The 19113-nt window shown below is 30.1% G+C and carries 14 protein-coding genes; 4 read left to right on the plus strand and 10 right to left on the minus strand.

The genetic code is table 11. The features are described 5' to 3' along the window. Positions 1 to 3: 3 nt before the first annotated feature. From BX611_RS04320 to BX611_RS04340, 5 genes are all read right to left on the minus strand, one after another. Positions 4 to 741 (minus strand): LytR/AlgR family response regulator transcription factor, encoded by a 738-nt coding sequence (locus BX611_RS04320; RefSeq protein ID WP_115878418.1) that lies wholly within the window; start codon positions 739 to 741, stop codon positions 4 to 6. 65 nt (positions 742 to 806) lie between these two features. Beyond that, positions 807 to 3161 carry a penicillin-binding protein 1C gene (gene pbpC / locus BX611_RS04325; RefSeq protein WP_115878420.1) on the minus strand — a complete coding sequence of 785 codons (2355 nt, stop codon included), beginning with the start codon at positions 3159 to 3161 and terminating at the stop codon, positions 807 to 809. A gap of 91 nt (positions 3162 to 3252) precedes the next feature. Continuing rightward, the gene (locus BX611_RS04330) at positions 3253 to 8823 is read right to left on the minus strand and encodes an alpha-2-macroglobulin family protein (RefSeq protein WP_115878422.1); all 5571 of its coding nucleotides are present in this window, start codon (positions 8821 to 8823) and stop codon (positions 3253 to 3255) included. Positions 8824 to 8912: 89 nt separating this feature from the next. Further along, positions 8913 to 9569: a PAQR family membrane homeostasis protein TrhA gene (trhA, locus tag BX611_RS04335; protein ID WP_115878424.1), complete on the minus strand. Its 657-nt coding sequence runs from the start codon at positions 9567 to 9569 to the stop codon at positions 8913 to 8915. A gap of 40 nt (positions 9570 to 9609) precedes the next feature. After that, positions 9610 to 10353 (minus strand): lysophospholipid acyltransferase family protein, encoded by a 744-nt coding sequence (locus tag BX611_RS04340; RefSeq protein ID WP_115878426.1) that lies wholly within the window; start codon positions 10351 to 10353, stop codon positions 9610 to 9612. 113 nt (positions 10354 to 10466) lie between these two features. Between BX611_RS04340 and BX611_RS04345 the strand changes: the two genes are divergently transcribed. From BX611_RS04345 to trpS, 3 genes are all read left to right on the plus strand, one after another. After that, positions 10467 to 10709 carry a GlsB/YeaQ/YmgE family stress response membrane protein gene (locus BX611_RS04345; protein WP_317047874.1) on the plus strand — a complete coding sequence of 81 codons (243 nt, stop codon included), beginning with the start codon at positions 10467 to 10469 and terminating at the stop codon, positions 10707 to 10709. Between the two features lie 78 nt (positions 10710 to 10787). Next, on the plus strand, positions 10788 to 12476 hold the full coding sequence (locus BX611_RS04350) for an LIC_10190 family membrane protein (protein ID WP_115878430.1): 1689 nt from the start codon (positions 10788 to 10790) through the stop codon (positions 12474 to 12476). Between the two features lie 75 nt (positions 12477 to 12551). Continuing rightward, positions 12552 to 13520: a tryptophan--tRNA ligase gene (gene trpS / locus BX611_RS04355; protein ID WP_115878432.1), complete on the plus strand. Its 969-nt coding sequence runs from the start codon at positions 12552 to 12554 to the stop codon at positions 13518 to 13520. A gap of 140 nt (positions 13521 to 13660) precedes the next feature. Here trpS and BX611_RS04360 read toward each other — a convergent pair whose 3' ends face one another. Further along, a complete protein-coding gene (locus BX611_RS04360) occupies positions 13661 to 13969 on the minus strand; it encodes a winged helix-turn-helix transcriptional regulator (RefSeq protein ID WP_115878434.1) in 309 nt (102 codons plus the stop codon). Positions 13970 to 14095: 126 nt separating this feature from the next. Here BX611_RS04360 and BX611_RS04365 point away from each other — a divergent pair, with 126 nt between their 5' ends. Beyond that, on the plus strand, positions 14096 to 14608 hold the full coding sequence (locus tag BX611_RS04365) for a lactoylglutathione lyase family protein (RefSeq protein WP_115878436.1): 513 nt from the start codon (positions 14096 to 14098) through the stop codon (positions 14606 to 14608). Positions 14609 to 14841: 233 nt separating this feature from the next. On the opposite strand, the gene ccsA is transcribed toward BX611_RS04365, so the two are convergent. From ccsA to nrfH, 4 genes are all read right to left on the minus strand, one after another. Continuing rightward, positions 14842 to 15645 (minus strand): cytochrome c biogenesis protein CcsA, encoded by an 804-nt coding sequence (gene ccsA / locus BX611_RS04370; RefSeq protein WP_115878438.1) that lies wholly within the window; start codon positions 15643 to 15645, stop codon positions 14842 to 14844. 3 nt (positions 15646 to 15648) lie between these two features. Then, the gene (locus tag BX611_RS04375; protein ID WP_115878440.1) at positions 15649 to 16896 is read right to left on the minus strand and encodes a cytochrome c biogenesis protein ResB; all 1248 of its coding nucleotides are present in this window, start codon (positions 16894 to 16896) and stop codon (positions 15649 to 15651) included. A 104-nt stretch (positions 16897 to 17000) separates the two neighbouring features. After that, positions 17001 to 18491, minus strand: coding sequence for an ammonia-forming cytochrome c nitrite reductase (gene nrfA / locus BX611_RS04380; protein ID WP_115878442.1), 1491 nt, complete (start codon positions 18489 to 18491; stop codon positions 17001 to 17003). After that, positions 18484 to 19098, minus strand: a complete 615-nt coding sequence (gene nrfH, locus BX611_RS04385) for a cytochrome c nitrite reductase small subunit (protein WP_115878445.1) — start codon at positions 19096 to 19098, stop codon at positions 18484 to 18486. The genes nrfA and nrfH overlap by 8 nt, the downstream gene beginning before the upstream one ends. Positions 19099 to 19113 lie beyond the last annotated feature (15 nt).

The raw sequence follows: 19113 nt of genomic DNA on the forward strand, positions 1-19113 counted from the left end.
TCTTTAGTCCAAATAAAGTTTTTTAAATAATTCTGCTTTTCTGTTCCTACTAATACTTGCTGTTAATCCATTGGTCATAATTAACTCTCCGCCCAATCCTTTTAAATATTCTTTTACATGATTTAAGTTAATAAGATATGAATTATGAACCCTGAAAAATTGAGAAAATAAAAATTTCTTTTCAACTTCTTTCAACGTTTTTGAAACCAATATTTGTTGTTCGGATTTTAAATATATTGTGGTATAACTTTTATCCGATTTCAACATAACTACATCATCTTTATCTAATAAATACACCTTCCCATCGGCTGAAATATTTATTTTATCATTACTATCGTTTAGGTTATTTAATAATACTTGCAGTTTATTTTCAAGTAAATCCCCTTTTTTTGATTTTTGAATTTTACTTAAAGAAGCAACCAATTCGTCTTTATCAACTGGTTTTAGTAAATAATCAATTGCCGATACTTTGATTGCTTTAAGAGCAAACTCATCATGTGCTGTTGTGAAAATAAGATTAAAATCTCTATTCTCAAGTTTTTCAATCATTGTAAAACCATCCATCTCTGGCATCTGAATGTCTAAAAAAACAACATCTGGTTTATCATTATTGATAATGTCAATTGCTTTTATTGGAGAGTTACAAGTTGTAACCTCAATATTATCAATATAGTTATTGAGCTTCCATTCTAGTGCTTCTAAAGCATCTATTTCGTCATCAACTAATAAAATTTGCAACATAATTAAAGGGTTGACTTGAATTAATTAATTTGCAATATACAACATTTGCATATATGTTCAAACTGTTAATCTTTTATTTCAAATTTTTGTTTAATCTCATAACCAAATTCATCTACAACGGTAATGGTATATTTTCCCTTTCTGGGTGAAATTTCTATTTCATGAATACTCTTTGTCTCTCCTATAAAATGGCTATTTAAATACCAATAAACACTTGCATTTACATTAGAGTGTATTAACTTAAATACCAACCCATTAACCTTGTTGTTAAAATCTTTTGTAATGTAAAATTTAGCATTTTCTTCAGGTAAAATAAAAGCCATTTTTGCTGAATTATCAACCAAACAATCGGTTCTAAAGTTTGGTAATTTTTTATAATATGGATGTTTTTTTTGAAAATAAAATTCTTGTAAGGATGGTAATACAAACCAACTTTTATGAACCATGTTTTTTAACGATTCACAAGAGGAGTTAATTTGAAATTGCTCGTTTTTATCTAGATGTACCCAAATATGATAAGGACAAGGTGCCGTTTTTAGACCCGCTTGTTGTACAAAAACAGTTTCTTTTGTTTCACATAATTCACTTGCTCTATAACCACTTTTAGTACAAATTGGTATTGCTATTAATTCATCAAAAGGTTTTTCAAACCAGGTACTATTTGGTAATTGGTTAAAAACATTAAACAATATAGGAGCTGCAGCTGAAACTCCAACCAAACCTGGTCTGCCTTCTCCGTCAGCATTTCCTACCCAAACACCTACAACATAATTTTTAGTTACACCTATAGCCCAAGCATCTCTAAATCCAAAACTTGTTCCTGTTTTCCAGGCAATTTTATTAGAAGCATCAAAAAACTCCCAATTTTCTTCACCTTCCGGTCTATTTACCTTACTCAATGCTTCAAAAGTTAAATATGTAGAGCCTGCATCAAAAATGGTTTTTTCAGTTGAAATTTTTCCAAAATTTGGCTTAAAATCACTTAAATAGGAAGGCTCTAAAAATTCATTGGCGTAGTATTTACCTTGTGTATCATCATAATTATTTACCGTTGAAGACATACCAGCATAACTTTTGCATAAATCCCATAAATTACTTTCTGCGCCTCCTAAAATTAAAGACAAACCATAATGATTGGCATTGTATTTAACATCCTTTAAATTAAGTTGTTTTAAATAGTGATAAAACCTGTCCAATCCAAAGTTTTGTAGCATTCTAACCGAAGGGACATTGAGAGATCTGTATAACGCTTCACTTGCAGCAACAGCACCGTCAAATTCTTTATTAAAATTTTCTGGTTTGTAACTTCCAATTTGTGTAGGGATATCAGTAACTAAAGTATTGGGCAAAATATCTCCGGCATCTAACATTGCAGCATACAAAAAAGGTTTTAAAATACTGCCTGTACTTCTTGGCTTGTTAATAATATCAACATCCTTGTGGTGTTGTTTAGTAGTTGGTGAATTACCTACATAAGCTAAAACTTTTCTGGTTTTTACATCTAAAACAAGCACTGCAATATTGTTAATTTGATTTTGGCTTAACTCGTTATAATGCCTTTTTACTATTGAATTTACCTTATTTTGTAAACTATATTTTATGGAAGTTTTAATTCGTTTTCCCTGATGGTTTTCTACAACTCGTTGTAATAAATGAGGTGCAATTTGCGGAATTTTATATGGTTTTTGAGGTAACTCCTCTTGAATTGCTAAATTGTAGGTTAGTTTATCAATTATTTTTTCATCTACTAATTTTTTTAACAATCGGTTTCTTTTTACTAATAGCTTTTGTTGATTTTTTCCTGGATAAATTAAACTTGGTGCATTTGGTAAAACTGCTAATGTTGCACTTTCTGCCCAAGAAAGTTGATTGGGTAAACGCCCAAAATAACGCCAAGAAGCAACATCTAATCCAACTACATTTCCTCCAAAAGGTGCATTTGAAGCATATAACGCAAGTATTTTTTCTTTTGAATATCTTAATTCTAATCTAGTTGCAAAAACAATTTCATTTAGCTTTTCAAAATAGGTTCTTTTTTGATTTTTTCGAGACAATCTAATTACTTGTTGTGTTAAAGTACTTCCGCCTCTTTTTATTGAATTCGATTTTAAATTTTGAATAGCAGCTTTTACAATTGATATTGGATTAAATCCCGGATGCTTATAAAAATAAGCATCTTCAAACTGAATAATACATTGTTTAAACTTAAAAGGAACACTATCATTTTGAGGAAACCGCCATTGACCATCATCTGCAATTTTAGCTCCTAATAACTCTCCTTCAGAGCTTTCAATTACAGTTGATGTTGGATTTTCAAATAAGGTTTTAGGCAATGAAAAATAATAAGCCGTTAGTAAAATAACGGCTATTAGAAGTTTTATTTTATGTTTTTTAATTGAATTCAATACTATTTTCTTCAATCTTGTTTTCCTTCTAAAATTAGTTCATTACAAAATTGTTTCGGAATCTCATAATGAGAACCTGAAACAAGTTCAGGTTGACGATTAAAACTTATTTTACTACTTCAATCCATTGTCCTTTTGTTCGTGTAAAATACTCATTATCATACATTGCTTCTACTTGTAAACCATATAAATAATAATTTCCTAAATAGGAAGCATTTAATAATACTTTAAATGTTTTAGACTGACTCTTATTTAAATCGAAATAAAAATTAACGCGGTCATCTCTAATATCCGTAAAATTAGTAGTTCCAGTTGCATTAGTTCCAAAATCAGTAAAACGTGTATTTACAATTTCCCAACCTGAAGGGAAAATTTGTGTAACTGCAACATCCTTAACATCTTCTTGTTTTAAATTAGAAACTGTAACGTGTGCTTCAAACTCGGTTCCTTGTGATAGTTTTGAAACATCAACCTTATTTCCTTGAGAATCTTTATAAACTATACTAATACCTAAACCTCTTTTTTCTGTAATCTCTTGTCCTATTGGTAAAATTCCACCAGTTAAAAGGTTTACAAATACCAAATTTGCTTGGTTATTAGTAATTGAAACCGAATTTTTTCCCATAACAATTCCTAAATTTCGTTGTGCAATGGCAAATTTAGAGTCAATATTTTCTATTTTTCCATTGTTTAAAGCATAACTTAATTTAATAGATTTTCCTCCATTTATTTCCACCATTTTAGCCATTGACAATAGACTATAAGCAGTGGTTTGCGTGCTCATCCAACTATTAGAAGACAAACGTTTTGCAATGTATTTTGCCAATTCTTTAGCTTCATTATTTCCTGTTAACAACATTGTTTCCATTGCCATTGCGCGGTTTCTATCCACAGATCCATATGTATAATAATCGTAATTACTACTTTCAAAATTAATATTTGCTGTATTTGAAATTTTAGTGGCGGCTTCTTTTTGACCAACCAATGCATATGCAGCAGCTAATCGCCATTTTGCATTGTTAGAAAGCTCTCTAAACTCTCGCAATCTATTCATAGAAGATAAATCTGGATGTCCAGCTAAAGCCAATGTATATAGCCTATACGCTTGTGCTAAATCTGAATTATAGCTGTTATAACTTGGTCGCCAATTACGTGCTGCTTGTTTTTGATAATTTAACCAATTTGTTAAAAAAGTTAATGGTAAAACATAACCTTTTTTCTCAGCTTCAATCATAAAATGTCCTGCGTAACTTGTTCCCCAATCGTTGGCAGTATTTTGTCCCATCCAATAACTTAATCCTCCGTTTGGTGTTTGAAAATCTCCTAATTTTTCAATTCCTTTTTTAATATTCTCGGTTATCTTTTGTTTTTGTTGCAACGGAATATCAAAAATTTCACTTAAAAATAACTGCGGAAAAACACCTGAAGTAACTTGCTCTACACAACCATGCGGATATTGAATTAAATACTGTAACCTTCCTGTAAAATCCATTGAAGGTAAGGTTGAGAATTCAATCTCTGCAAAATTACTTCCAACAATTCCAAAGGTTTCAAAATCAATTGTTTTTGTTTCATTCGCAGCCAATTCAAAATTATTACTATTTATTGAAATTGGATTTGGATTTACCACATCAATTTCAACTTCGTAAGAAGATTTTTCTCCATTTCCATTGGCTATAACTTCAATTTTTCCAACTCCTTTTGCTTCGGAAACATATAATTGAAAATACGCCATTTTTTCATCTGGACTTTCAAAAGATATATTTTGAGAAGTTGCTCCAACCACTTTAATACCTTCGGATAATTTTAGTTTTACATCCACGTTCTTCACCTTATTTTCCATTGCAAAAACGGTTACTGGGAGTGTTACTTTTTCGCCTGGACTTAATTTACGCGGTAACGAAGCCAATACCATTAAGGGTTTGCGAACTGGTGTAGTTTCATCAGCTTTTCCGTAAGCGCCAATTTCATTATCCGCAGCAATTACCATAGTACGCACCGATCCAACATACTTTGGTAACTGAATTGTGTGTGAAGCAGTTTTTCCGTTTGTTAACGTAAAAGGCCCTAAAAACCGAACAACTGGTTTAAACCTATTTGCTTTTTTAGCGTTTCCAGCAGCCAATTCGGAATCACCACCAATTGCAAAAACTTGCTCAATTCTTCCACCAAAAGCACCAATAACATCGTCAAAAATATCCCAAGTTTTTACACCTAAAGCTTCTTTTGTATAAAATGAATCCCAAATTTGAGGTGTTTTAAAACGTGTTAAATCTAATAAACCTTCTTCAACAACGGCAATGGTATAAGACATCCGTTTACCACTTTTTTCGCTTACTTTTAGAGTAAACTTTTCTTCAGGTTTTAACACTTTTGGCATTGAAATTTCAGGTTTTAAACGTGTAGTAGGATCTTCAACCAATAATGGAATAATACCGTATAATCGCAATGGTAAATCATTTGCAGTACTTGCGTGTGGTTGCAATAAAGAAATGTTTACAAATACATTTGGTGCCATTTCCTTTGTTATTGGAATTTCAAAAGTTGTTTCTCCTTTTTGTGTTTTTAGCCAATTATTTAATAAAACTTCAGTACCATTTTCAATGCTTATTAATGCCCTGCCCTCGGATCCAGATGGGAAAGTAATTTTTGCAGTTTCGCCAACGTTATAATTGTCTTTATCTGATGAAAACACCAACATTTTTGATGCTTCTGGGTCATTTGTTGGACGTTTCCACCAATTCTTATAAAAATAAGTTGTGATTCCTGTTGCGTGACCGCTTTCAGAATCAATAACACGAATTAAATATCGACCACCATTTTCATCTGCAATATTTAAATTGAAGGTTCCTTTACCGCTTGTGTTGGTATTAATTTTAAATTTTTTAAATGGTTTATGATAACTACTTCCGTTGTATGAAGATAAATCTTCATAAGACGAACTCCACCACCAACGCCACTCTACTTTATAAATTTCAACAGTAATATTATTTTGCTGAATTGGCTTTCCTTCGGAAGAAATTGAAACAACATCAAAAGTTATGTTTTCATCAGTATCATACGAACTGTAGGCTTTTGTTTTTGGTAATTTTAAACCTACAAATGAAGTATAAGGTGCATAATTTTTTGAAATTACATCCATAGAAAAATCTCCTCCATTTTCAAAAGCTTTGGTTAAAAAAGCTACTTTTAACATTCCGGGTGCAGTACTTTCTAAATTTACTTTTTTATCAATAATTGCGTTTCCATATGCATCGAGTTTTCCATCAAATACTTTTAATTCTTCAGAATAAAAATTTCTTGTAGGGTCGTTAAAAATATAGTTTGGAAAATGTTTACTGAAAGCAGATGAATTTGAAGTGAATTTTGCTGTTACTTCCGCTTTTATGTTTTTTGCAGGTGCACCGTGCAACCAATTTACCTTTAAATTTCCTTTAATGGGTTTGGCATTTGTTAATACCTTATCTTCAAAATCAATTTTAATTTTTAAGCGATTTGGTTTTACTGTTTCAACTTTTAATTGCTTGTGAAATTTTGCTCCTCCAACTGAGATTGTACTGTTCCAATTTCCTGTTGGATCAGTGTTTGAAGTAGGTATTGTAAATTTGTAAAATCCATTTATATTTTCTGAAGAAATTTGTTTAAATGCTAATTTTCCTCGTGCATCTGTAACTTCTATTTTTATTGGATGTTTTTTTGGTAACGGATTTGTATTGTCGTTCAATACAAACGTTAAATGAATTGAATCTCCCGGTCTCCAAACACCGCGTTCACCATAAATAAAACCTTTTAACCCTTTTTGTAATTTTTTCCCTGAAACGTTGAATTTACTTAAAGACAATGAATTTCCATCATCTAATTTAATATAGGTTTTTTGCTTGTTTTTTGTAACTACTGCAAAGTATGCGTTGGTATCCAAATTTAACCTAGTTATTCCTTCATTATCTGTAATTTTTTGGGCTATTTCTTGTTGCTGATAGTTATATACTATAACTTTTGCTTCAGCAATTGGGTTGGTTGTTAAAATATCAGTTACTGCAAAAAAGTAACTGTTGTTTTCTCCTTTTTTAGTAATTACACCAATATTTGATGCTAAAATATTTGTTGCAACTGTTCTATCTTCATTTAAAAAATATGCTTTTTTACACGGATTTTCACGATCGTTCCAATTGTAATAAGTGTTATTATAACTATAAATTAAATTATCCCAATATTGCTCTTCTCGTTCATCTAAATCTTCGGCTTGTTCGGTTGTGTATTCACCTTCTTCGTAGTAATAATCTTCTTCATAATATTCATTTTTATTAGGAGTATCCATTTCAACACCTTTGCATTTATATAAAGAATATTCAGGTTTTATATCCAATTCTATACGATAAATTGCACCTGGATTAGCTTTAATCATTTCAGATAAATCTATTGCATAGGCTTTCCATTTTCCATTATTTTCAACCTCATCGGTAATTAAAGGAATTGTTTTTTTTGCCACTCGCCTTCCAACTCTTCTAATTTGATAACTATTAGTACTTCCTAAACTGCTTTCTTGTAAAAATTGCAATACATTGTTTTCGAATATTTTAATAATTCTAACATCAACAGCTTTTAAATTAACAGCTTCAAAATTCAATTTTAAATTAGCAGAGTTTGGTAAAATAACACCGTTTGATAGTAATCTAACTTCAGGATTTAGTTGTTCAAAAGCAATTGTTTCAGAAAATGGTTTCCTTAATTTATAGCCATCAACACTTATAATTCCTTGAAAAACATCAACTAAAACATTACCTACAATGCGTGCATCGGCATATACTTTTAATATGTTTCCGTCAACTATATACTTTAAGTTTTTTGTGTTTTTAATAGCAACTAAACCATTAAAATTCTGTTGTTTTTTTAATGGATCTGAAAAATTAATATTTAAATGTTGTTCTGGAGATTGTACAACATCAACATTTAAAATTGAAAAGTTATTTTTCCCAGGAATTCTAAAGGTGAATTCACCATTATTTTCAACATCAATATTTTCTCCACTCCAAGAAATTAGCACTTCCGAATCGTCTTCAAAACGTTGCACGCTATCTATTATAAACTGAAACTGTTTACTAACCGAATCTAAACCCTGCCATTTAATTGATAAATGGTTATTTTTTTGTTTAGCAGAAACTAATGTTTTTACATTTTCTAAAGTTAAAATATCAGCAGTTTTTACAATACCTTTAATATACTGCCATTGCTTATTGTATGATTGAATACTTGTTGTATTTACACTAAAATTTTGCGCTATGGTTTTAAATTTGAACGTGTAGGTTTTAAATTCTGAAGGTATATTGTTATAAATTTTTCCTAGATATACTGTTACCTTATATTCTTTATTTGGTTGTAAATCCTTTGAAGGCTTAAACAACAAACTACGCGAATTAATAACTGTTAATTCACCATTAATATCTGGTGAAATAGTTAAAAAATTTTCCGAAACTTCTTTCCCAGAAATCCAACCTTGCACTTCTTTTGCCAGCTCAATTTTTATGGGTTCAGCAACAGAAACCAATCCTGAAGTTGTGTAATTTATATAATTTTTAAATTTAAAAATATTGTTGGTGTCATTTTGTGGATTTTCGTTTTTACAAGCTATTAAAGCAATACAAAATAGGATTGAAAAAAGTAACTTTTGAGGTTTCATTTTAAATAGATTTATCTGATTAGCAAATTTTGAATGAAGTTACTAAAAAAACAAACGGGGGTAAATGAAATTTTAATGTTTTTATAGTATTACTTTTTTATAGGAAGTACATAAAAAAATATTGCCATAAAATGACAAAAACTACCTAACAATACAAAAATATGAAAAATTGCATGGTTGTATTTAATCCTTTTAATACTATATAAAATTGCACCAACTGTATAAAAAATTCCACCACCTAAAAGCCATAATAAACCTTCAATAGGTAAATTTTGCACTAATGGTTTAATGGCAAAAACAATAACCCAACCCATTAAAACATAAGCAATTGTAGAAATTTTATCAAATCTACCTGTAAAAAATAATTTTAAAATAACTCCTGTAATTGCCAATCCCCAAGAAATTCCAAAAATAGTCCAGCCTACCCAACCTTTTAAAACTACCAATGTAAAAGGGGTATAAGTTCCTGCTATTAAAATGTAAATTGCTGCGTGGTCAAAAACGTTTAATCGATGCCTTAATTTAGGTATTTTTGAATAATGATAAAATGTAGATGCCGAATATAATACAATTAAACTCGCGCCATAAATACTAAAACTAACTATGTGCCAAGCTGTACCTTCTAAACTTGCAAAGACAACCAATAAAACTAAGGCAACAACACTTAAAACCAATCCAAAAGCGTGAGATAATACGTTCAGTTTTTCTTCTTTTGGATTGTAATATGTAATTTTTTTTTCTTTCATTTCAATTGAACGAGAAAACCGCTATTTAAGTATGTATTTGTTAAAGTTTTAAATCCATAGTTAATTCATTATAAATAACATTAAATGTTTGTTTTTTTAAAGAGTCATTGTCTTTTAAAGTAAGCCCTTTAGTATTGATGAGTTTGTGTATTTTTACGCGTAATTTTCCAGGACTACCACTAAAAAAAGTATATGAAAATCGCTTTTTGCAATCGTAAAATGTCAATGGTACAATTGGTATTTGGTGTTCAATTGCCAATCTAAAAGCTCCGTTTTTAAATTCGCTTAACACCACACTTTCATCATCTGGAACTAAACCTTCAGGAAAAATACAAATATCAAGTCCATCACTCATTCTTCTCCTGGCTTCATCAAAAACTGCTTTTCTACTTTTTGCATTACCTCTATCAACCAAAATACAAGTTCTTTTATAAAAAAATCCAAAAATCGGGATTTTAGTGAGTTCTTTTTTACCTACAAAAACAAACGGATTTTTAGTTACTGAAAGCATCACCATAATATCTATCATTGATGTATGATTTGGGCAAAACATAAAACTTTTTTCTTTTTTTAAAACCTGACTTTCTTCTAAAATAATTTTAAAACCCATTACAAAAAGGATTGTATTTGCCCAAAATCTGGCAATTTTGAAAAATACCGGGTATAGTTTTTCTGAAGAAGTAACAACAATTAATACTGGAAAAATAGCAATAATACTCAACAATATCCAGCCATAAAACCAGCAACGCCAAAAAATGTAAAAAGGATATTTAATATATTTCATACATTTCAAATGTAATTATTTTGAATGACAATTTGATAATTCAAAATAACAGAAACACCTATTTATTTAATTTCTTACATTTATAAAATATTAACTATGTAACTTTAATTAGTATGTTGTATTCAATTATTATTGGTGGAATTGCAGGTTGGCTTGCTGGAAAATTAATGAAAGGTGGTGGTTTTGGACTTGTTAAAAACATTATTTTAGGGATTATTGGAGGTTTTGTAGGAGGTTGGCTATTTAATATTTTAGGTATTTATACATTTCATGGGGAACTTGGCGATTTACTAGAAGGTGTTATTGGCGCAGTTGCTATATTGTTTGTTGCCGACTTAATAAAGAAAAATAAATAAGACCTAAAAAATCCATTTTTATATTTAACAAATCAAACTCAAAAAAGAAATACTTGCAGTTTGAATAATTTTTTTTAAATGCTCCTTATATTTTTAAGTTGGATCTATATTTTTATAACTACACTCAATTTTGGAATTCTATTTAAAAAAATAGTTAAATTAGAAAATTGCCATGTTATTATTCATCATATTTTAGGTTTATTTCTTTATACAATTCTTACAAGTATAACTGCTTTTTTTATAAGAATAAATATTGAATTTTACATTTTTGTATTTCTAATAAACCATATTGTTTTTATAATAAATAGACAGCTTTTTATTAATGAAATCAAGAAATTTATAACTACTATTAAAAACCTTGGTGTTTTATTAAAAGTAATCTTTTTTGCTGTTTTTATAATTACACTTGCTCAAAGTTCAACTGCGCCTTACCTGTTAGATAATGAGTCTTATTACATACAAACTATAAAATGGATTAATGAATTTGGATATGTAAAAGGGTTGGCAAATTTACACCTGTTTTTTGCACAAAATTCAGCTTGGCATACTTTACAAGCGGGATTTAATTTCCCTTTTTTATCTGACTTTTTTAACGATTTAAATGGGTTTTTATTTGTTTTAATTAGCATACTTGCACTTGAAAAAATAAACAATTATAAATCCAATTTTGACTCTCAAGGGTTAAGTTTTGGATTGATTTTGTTGTTTACTATTTTCTTTATGCAATTTGTAAATGCACCATCTCCAGATCTTTTTGTTTTTACACTAACACCCTACGTTTTTTACCTATTCATTACAAATTATAAAACTATTGATAAAACTACTTTCAAAGCAATTTTAAGCCTGATTCTTTTTTTGTGTTTTGTAAAAGTAACATCCGCAATTTTGGTTGTTTTAATTCTAATTTTATTTTTTAAAAACTTTCAAACATTAAAAAATGATCTGTTTAATTATACTTTATTATGCGTTGTTGTTTTAAGTCTTTTTCTATCCAAAAACATTATAATTTCAGGTTATTTACTTTTTCCAATTGATGCTATAGATTTTTTTAATTTTGATTGGAAACAGCCAAAATCTTTAGTAGAATTCTATAATTATGGAACTTATTTATCAGGTTTTGATAATCAAGATGTTTCACAATTAACTCTTGTGGAACGTTTTTGGTTTTGGTTAACTATTTCAAAATTGCATGGGATTTTTAATAAATTATTTGTAGTACTGTTAATTATTTACCCTTGGTTTATCTATAAAAGCAAAAACAAATTTGCTCTAAGCGTTCTATATACTTTGGCAGTTTTACAATTAATTATCCTTTGGAATAGTTCACCGCAGTATCGGTATTTCTTTGTATTTATTATTTTCTTATCACTTCAAATAATTGTTTCTTTATTAAAAAATAAAAGTATTTTAAACTACTTCATAACCTTATTTATACTTTTAAGTGCAATCCCTGTTTTTTTTGAAATCAATTTAAATGCATTAACAAAAAATCCTTTTGCTATGAAACTAAGCACTTTTAATTCAAAAAATATATTTATTCCCGAGGGAAAATCAAAAATAAATACTCAATTCACTAAGACAAATATTAATAATTTTGAATTTTATTCACCAAGCGATCATGTCTATTTTTGGGCAACCGGAAATGGAAATCTACCTTGTGTAAACAAACAGCAAATTAACTTTATAAAAAATTCCTACAACTTTGTTCCGCAATTAAGAACAGGGAATCTTAAAGATGGATTTAAATCTATAAAAATTGAAGAATAAATAATATATATACTCTTATTCTAAAATTTAGATAGTTAATCCTAAATATGTATTTTTGCCTCAAATTTAAAATAAATGTCAAGAATTTTAACGGGTGTACAAAGTACAGGAACACCACATTTAGGAAACTTATTAGGAGCGATTATTCCTGCTATTGAAATGGCAAATAATCCTAAAAATGAATCATTTTTATTTATTGCTGATTTGCATTCATTAACGCAAATAAAAAACGGAAAAGAATTACGCGAAAACACTTACAGCACTGCTGCAACTTGGCTTGCTTTTGGTTTAGATGTTAACAAAACTGTTTTTTACAGACAAAGTGATATTCCTGAAGTAACTGAACTTTCTTGGTATTTAAGTTGCTTTTTTCCTTACCAACGATTAACCTTAGCACACAGTTTTAAAGATAAAGCCGATAGATTGGAAGATGTAAATGCTGGTTTATTTGCATATCCAATGTTAATGGCGGCAGATATTTTATTGTATGATGCAGAAATTGTTCCTGTTGGAAAAGATCAATTGCAACATTTAGAAATATCTAGAGACGTAGCAAATAGATTTAACCACCAAATGGGAGATACGTTGGTTCCACCCGAAGCAAAAATCCAAGATGGAACTATGTGGGTTCCCGGAACTGATGGTGGAAAAATGAGTAAATCTAGCGGAAATATTATCAATTTATTTTTGCCAGACAAACAACTACGTAAACAAATAATGAAAATTAAAACGGATTCTACGCCGTTAGAAGAACCAAAAAATCCTGATACCTGTAATTTATTTGCTCTTTATAAATTATTAGCTTCTGAAGAACAAATTGATGAAATGAGAGCTAATTATGAAGGTGGGAATTACGGTTATGGCCATGCAAAACAAGCATTTTTTGAATTATTAGTTGATAAATTTTCTGAAGAAAGAGCACGTTACAATTACTTTATGGAAAACTTAGATGAAATAGATAAAGCATTGGCAATTGGAGCTGTAAAAGCAAAAATAGTTGCTACTAGTGTCTTAAAACGTGTTAGAGAAAAATTGGGATATTAGTTAGAGTTGTTAGATTTTAATTCAAAAAAGAAACCCTCAAAACTAAATTTATTTCAGTTTTGAGGGTTTCTTTTTTGAATATTTAAATATCACTCTTTTTTCTTGCTAAGGACAAAGTTGAAAGCCTAGATTTATAAATTTTAAGACATTAAGTTTTTACCCCAATTATCTAATTCTTTTAAAATAGCTTCTAAAGATTTGCCCGTTTCAGTTAATTGATACTCCACTTTTGGCGGTACAACTGGGTATACTTTTCTACTTACAAGATTATCGCGTTCTAATTCTCTTACAGTTTGTGTAAACATTTTATTCGAAATTCCAGGAATTGTTTTTTGTAAAACTCCAGATCTTAGCGGACCGTTAAGCAAGTGAAATAAAACCAAGGGTTTCCATTTATTACCAATTAAATCCATTGTGAAATGTAAGGAGCAATAATATTTTTTCTTCATTTATTACATTTTAAAACACTGTTATTCATTATTTTACTCTTTTTATATACTATATTACTTTTTGGTAAGTTATTGCCAAATAGGCAAATATAAATTAAATTTGCAACTTAATTTTAAGAATGTAATATGAAATCAAATAAAAAATACCCAAAATCTTTTTCTCATATAGGAATTACAGTACCAGATATTGAAAAAGCTGTGAAATTTTATTCAGAAATAATGGGCTGGTATATAATTATGGAACCTTCGGTGGTTATTGAAGAAAAAGAAACTGCTATTGGTAAAATGTGTATTGATGTATTTGGCGAAGGATGGGGAGAATTTAAAATTGCACATTTATCAACTTCTGATGGTGTTGGTATTGAGTTGTTTTCGTTTCCAAAAGGAGTAAAAAAAGCACCTGAATTTAGCCCATTTAATACTGGACTGTTCCATTTTTGTGTACAAGATCCAGCTATTGAAAATTTAGTAGCTGAAATTGTTGCTGCTGGAGGAAAACAGCGAATGCCTATTAGAGAATATTATCCGAATGAAAAACCTTTTAAAATGTGTTATGTTGAAGACCCTTTTGGAATTGTATTTGAAATTTACACTCACAGTTATGAATTAACTTATTCTTCAGGAGCATATTCCAACTAAAAAGAGTCTTTTTTGTTAGGGTGTAAAAATTTTTGAACCGTTAGACCTATAAGAAATATGGTTTAACGGTTATTCTATTAAATAGGTTTCCGTTTTTAGACTCATAAAAAAGCTTTGCGTTAAGGATGGAGTGGCTTGTTTGAGCTCTTTTTTGTTGTTTTTCGCAACTAAAAAAGCGAGTAACGACAGCCTGACCCAAAGGGGAACGCCCAAATTATTTATTTTTTTAAAATCTAATACTGTGTATACGTATGCACGCTTGTAGTTGCTACTGGTAAATAATTTACACCAAACCAACAAACCAATAAAACTACAAAAGCCAACGCTAAAATAGTAAGTGCTTGTTTGCTGTTATGCATATGAAAATGACGGTAATGAATGTAAATTAAATAACCCATCCAGGTTAAAAATGCCCAAACTTCTTTTGGATCCCAGGTCCAATAATGTCCCCAAGCTTCTTTTGCCCAAAGCGCACCAAATAAAAGCCCTAACGTTAAAAATGCAAAACCTATATATACTAAATTGTCTGCTAATTTTAAGGTTTCTATTTTGAAGTTTCCTTGATAACTATCGTACCAACCTTTTATGGCAACTATACTTGAAGCTGCCAATACTGCATATGAAAATAAATACACCAACACGTGTGGAATAAACCACGGACTTTGTAGCGCTGGCATTAAAGTTTTTGAATACGTTTCTGGATTTAAGTAATTAATTACCAAAAACATACTTGCCATTGCAATGCTGTAGGCTAAAAACCATTTATATTTCCATCTGATATAAGTTACAAAACCAATTAATGGTAAAAAGGTTGCGTACCAAAGTCTGGTTTCGCCTAATGTTCGCATTGGTGGTCGATCTAATTCTAACCATAATTTTACAACAAAAAGAATCATTACTACCCAACCTGCAACAAATAATACATTGGCGATTTTGAAAATTGAATGCTTTTTGTAGGAAATAGCTAAAAACACCAAACCAATAAACCAAAGGATTATAATAATTGAACTATATAATGGAAAATCTATCCAAGTCATTTTTTATTGATTTTTAGTTATTTTATTACCCATCCAAAACATATAAACAGCGCCTGCAATCATCATAAAAATTCCTATATATATTAGTGGTAGCCATGGGTCTTTCACAAGCTCTAAAACGCTTAAATTACTCCATTTCCCCATTTTATCATCATAGCTTAACTGATAAATTTTCCAGCCTTTGTATTTGAATGGTTTATTAACTTCTAAAACAGTGCTAATTCTTTCACCTTCTTTTGTTAAAATATCAATATCTGAGCTAAATTTCTTCACTTCAGGAATAGTCATTACAACTGAATAATCTTCGCTTATTTTTAATGATTCATAAGGATAACGAAAACTTCCGCTACTTATCCAAGCTGTTTGAATAGCATCGTTTTCAATATTTTTAACTGAAATTTTTGCAGCTGGTGGCGAACCTATTTCGTTAACCGCTTCATATCGCATTCCAAAACGAATAGCATTTGGAAGAAAATCATCAATTTTTACTTCAAAATTATTGAAATAATAGGTTTCCCCTTTTTCAACTAAGTATAAATTTTTACCATCGTTATGTGCAATACTTCCCGTTTTATTATCAACTAACGCTAGTTTTGGATTGTATTCATCTATTAAAAAATCTTTTAAATAAAAGGCAAAAGGCAATTCTACCTTTTGATTATTCATATCTGTAGCTATCCAACTTGGTTTTCCTTCATAAACATCTAAAGACAAGCGTTGTAAATCTCCTGTTCCTAAAATACCCGCAATTAAAGCTAAAAATAAACCCGTATGATTTAAAATAAATCCAAAATTAGACCATTTAAATTGTAAAATTCTTTTGATAGAAATTAAACCTAAACAGGTTAAAAATTGAAACAAGATTAATAAAAAGGCCCAATTACTTGTAATGTGGTTTAAGCCTAGATTATTTATTATCTTATTCTCTGATGAAACTTGAGGAATAATTCCCATTATCATTACCAAAACTGTTACCAAAACAATACTTGAAATTGATGCGGGTACTTTAGTTAACCATCTAATTAATTGTGTTGTTGAAAACCATTTATACAACACAAATAAGACTAAAACATAGCCAATTAAAAAGATTAAATTAAATGGATATGAAAGTGTAAATGCGCTACCAGAAGTGCTAAAAACTTCTAAAAAAAGTCCGGTTATTATTAAACCTGTTCCTATAAAAAAAGATTCAACATAACCCCAGGGATTTTCCCAAAGATTACGTTGAATCTTTATATTATTTTCATTCATATAAAGTCAAATATAATATTTTTTTAGGTATTAGTATTTAGATGTAAATTTTTATAAATTTTAATTAAAACTCACATCTAAATACTAATTACGCTATACTTTTTTTAATATGTAGCTTCTCTCTTTTTAGCTGCTTCTTGCCATTGAGGGCGCAATTCTTTTAGAAATTTTTCTTTTTCTGCTTTTAATTTATCCATTGGCAATCCAATAAATTTTTGAGCAGCTTCTTTAGTTTCAATAGCCGGATAAGGAACTTCTCCTTTAAATCCTAATTCCATTAACAACTTAGCTAATTTAATTCTAGTCTCTTGAGTAATATCAATTCCTTTTCCAATAACTCTACCCAATTCAACAGGTGCATGAAAAGAACCTCCATGAGATGCTGCAGCATAATCCCAACGCCATTGTCCTAAACGAATTCCGTGTAAAATATCTTTCATTTGTTCTTCTGAAGCTCCCAATTCCCAAGCTTTACCTGCTTCAACATGAGCACGAACTAATAAACGTTCTAATTGATCTCTATTTTCAATGATTCGATCTTGATTATCAAAAACATTTTTAATTAATTCATCTTTTTCTTCTCTGTGACAAACCTGACAAGAATTGGCAACATTATTTAAAGGAGATTGAATATGGTGATCTGTAAATTTTTGTCCACCCTCAGTTTTGTATGGCATATGGCAATCTGCACAAGAAACTCCTCTTTTTCCGTGAATTCCCATTTTATAAACTTCGTAACCTGGATGTTGTGCTTTTAACATTGGAGCTTTACTAATTTTATGAGTCCAATCTACATGACCAACTTTATCATAGTAAGATTCCATATCTTCAACTGTTTGTCCTTCATCCCAAGGAAATACTAAATAAGGAATTCCTTTCTTTTCAGGTAAGTTTTTGTTGAAGTAATACTCCACGTGGCATTGTGCACAAACTAAAGAACGCATTTCATTATGAGAAGATTTTGTAATATCTTTTCCCTGACGTTCAAAAGCTTCAATTAATGCAGGTTGTGTAATGGTTAATTTCATTGATTTTTCATCGTGACAGTTAGCACAACCAATCGGATTTACAATTTGTTCACCTTTGCTTGCCCATTTTCCTTTATAATAATCATCTACACCAATTTCATTTATTAAACGTGGAACATCTGGAGATTTACAAGTCCAGCAAGTTGATGGCATTGGTCCATCATCTGGCCCCGTTGGTCCACCTGTACGTAATGTATTTGAAACATCTTCAATTGCATAAACGTGTCCTTTTCCTTGATTGTAATCTTTTGCAAAACCATAACCTGCCCAAAGTACAACTAATCTTGGATCAACTTCTAACATATCAATATTAGCATTTCCGTTGTATTTAGATCTAAACGTTGTGTCAGCTGTTTTATAATATGATTGAAACTCACGAGGGAAATTTTCACCCCAAACTTCATTTCTAGGTTCTAATTTTTTAATTTCTGTCATTGGAGTATAAGCAAATTTAGCCTCCATTTTACGTTCTGTTATTGAAGAAACTAAAAGTCCTAACAGAAACACTACTACTAATGATGCTAAAAACAGCACCCAGTTTTTCCAAGGTTTTCTTGTGTTACTCATTTTTTGTATTTTTTTGATTATCTGATTCTTTTAAATATTTACTTAACCATTGTGGTACAGTTTCTTGATGCTCTTCGTCTATTTTTCCATAGTATTTTACAGAAGATAAACTATGTATACTCCCGTGCGGAACTTCCTGATGACAAGTCCAACATTTTCTTTCTGTTCTATTTTCAAAATGATTTTCAACAGAAGCGCTTAATCTTGCATCCGTAACCTGATCCTGATGACAGCGTATACAGTTACTTTGCACTACTTCAACTCCAGCTTCCTTCATTCTAATTACTTCAGGCTCTCCACGACTTAGAAAAACTGAAGCGTGGTACAAACCATCTTTTGCTTTAAATGCATATTTTTTTATCACATTATCTTGCGGAACATGGCAATCGTTACAACTAGCCCATTCTCTATGAGAACTGTTTTGCCAAGTACTGTATTGAGGTGTCATTACATGGCAATTTGCACACGTTTTTGGATCATCTGATAAATATGAAACTGCCTTAGATTCAACAAGTGCATACAAAGTAAGGCCAGTTATAGCTCCCATTAAAATTAGTACAGGTAATCGCCATTCTGGTGGCGGTAGTAATTTTCTAAATATGCTCATAATCTTAAATTAAGA

Source organism: Lutibacter oceani (assembly GCF_003384935.1).
Taxonomy (GTDB): domain Bacteria; phylum Bacteroidota; class Bacteroidia; order Flavobacteriales; family Flavobacteriaceae; genus Lutibacter; species Lutibacter oceani.